General features: G+C 66.0%; 1 protein-coding gene. It reads left to right on the top strand.

Annotation, left to right across the window (positions count from 1 at the left end):
* Positions 1-526: contractile injection system protein, VgrG/Pvc8 family (locus DB032_RS24285; protein ID WP_255411678.1), on the top strand; the 526-nt coding region annotated here is incomplete at both ends.

The raw sequence follows: 526 nt of genomic DNA, 5'->3' as shown, positions 1-526 counted from the left end.
AGCTGCTGTCGGTCGAATCCTTCACCCTGGACGAAACCCTGGGCCGGCCCTTCGCCGCCGACATCCGCTTCACCTCCGCCCAGCAAGACATCGACCTCGTCTCCCTGCTGGACCGCTACGCGCTGTTCTCCATCCACGGACCCCACCCGGACGCCGCCCTCTTTCCCGACACCCCGCCCCAACTGCTGCGCCGTTGGCGCGGCGTGGTCAGCCATGCCCAGCGCCTCAGCGCCAGCCGCGACGAGGCGCTGTATCAGGTCCGCGTCGAATCCCAGCTCGCCCGCCTGGCCGAAGGCCGCTTCTCCCGCATCTTCCAGCAGCAAACCGTGCCGGACATCATCGAAACCGTGCTGCGACGCCACGGCTATCGCGGCCATGAAGTCGCCTGGCGGCTGCGCCCCTTGTTCGGCCAAGACCCCAATCCCTATCCCAAGCTGGAGTTCGTCACCCAGTATCAGGAGTCCGATCTGGACTTCATCCATCGGCTGGCCGAGAAAGCCGGCCTCTATTACTACCTGCTCACCGA

The sequence above is a fragment of the Chromobacterium sp. Panama genome (genome assembly GCF_003052555.1).
In the GTDB taxonomy this organism is placed as follows: Bacteria; Pseudomonadota; Gammaproteobacteria; order Burkholderiales; family Chromobacteriaceae; genus Chromobacterium.
Note: the sequence above shows the minus strand (reverse complement) of the source record. Positions and strands in the feature narration are given on the sequence as shown.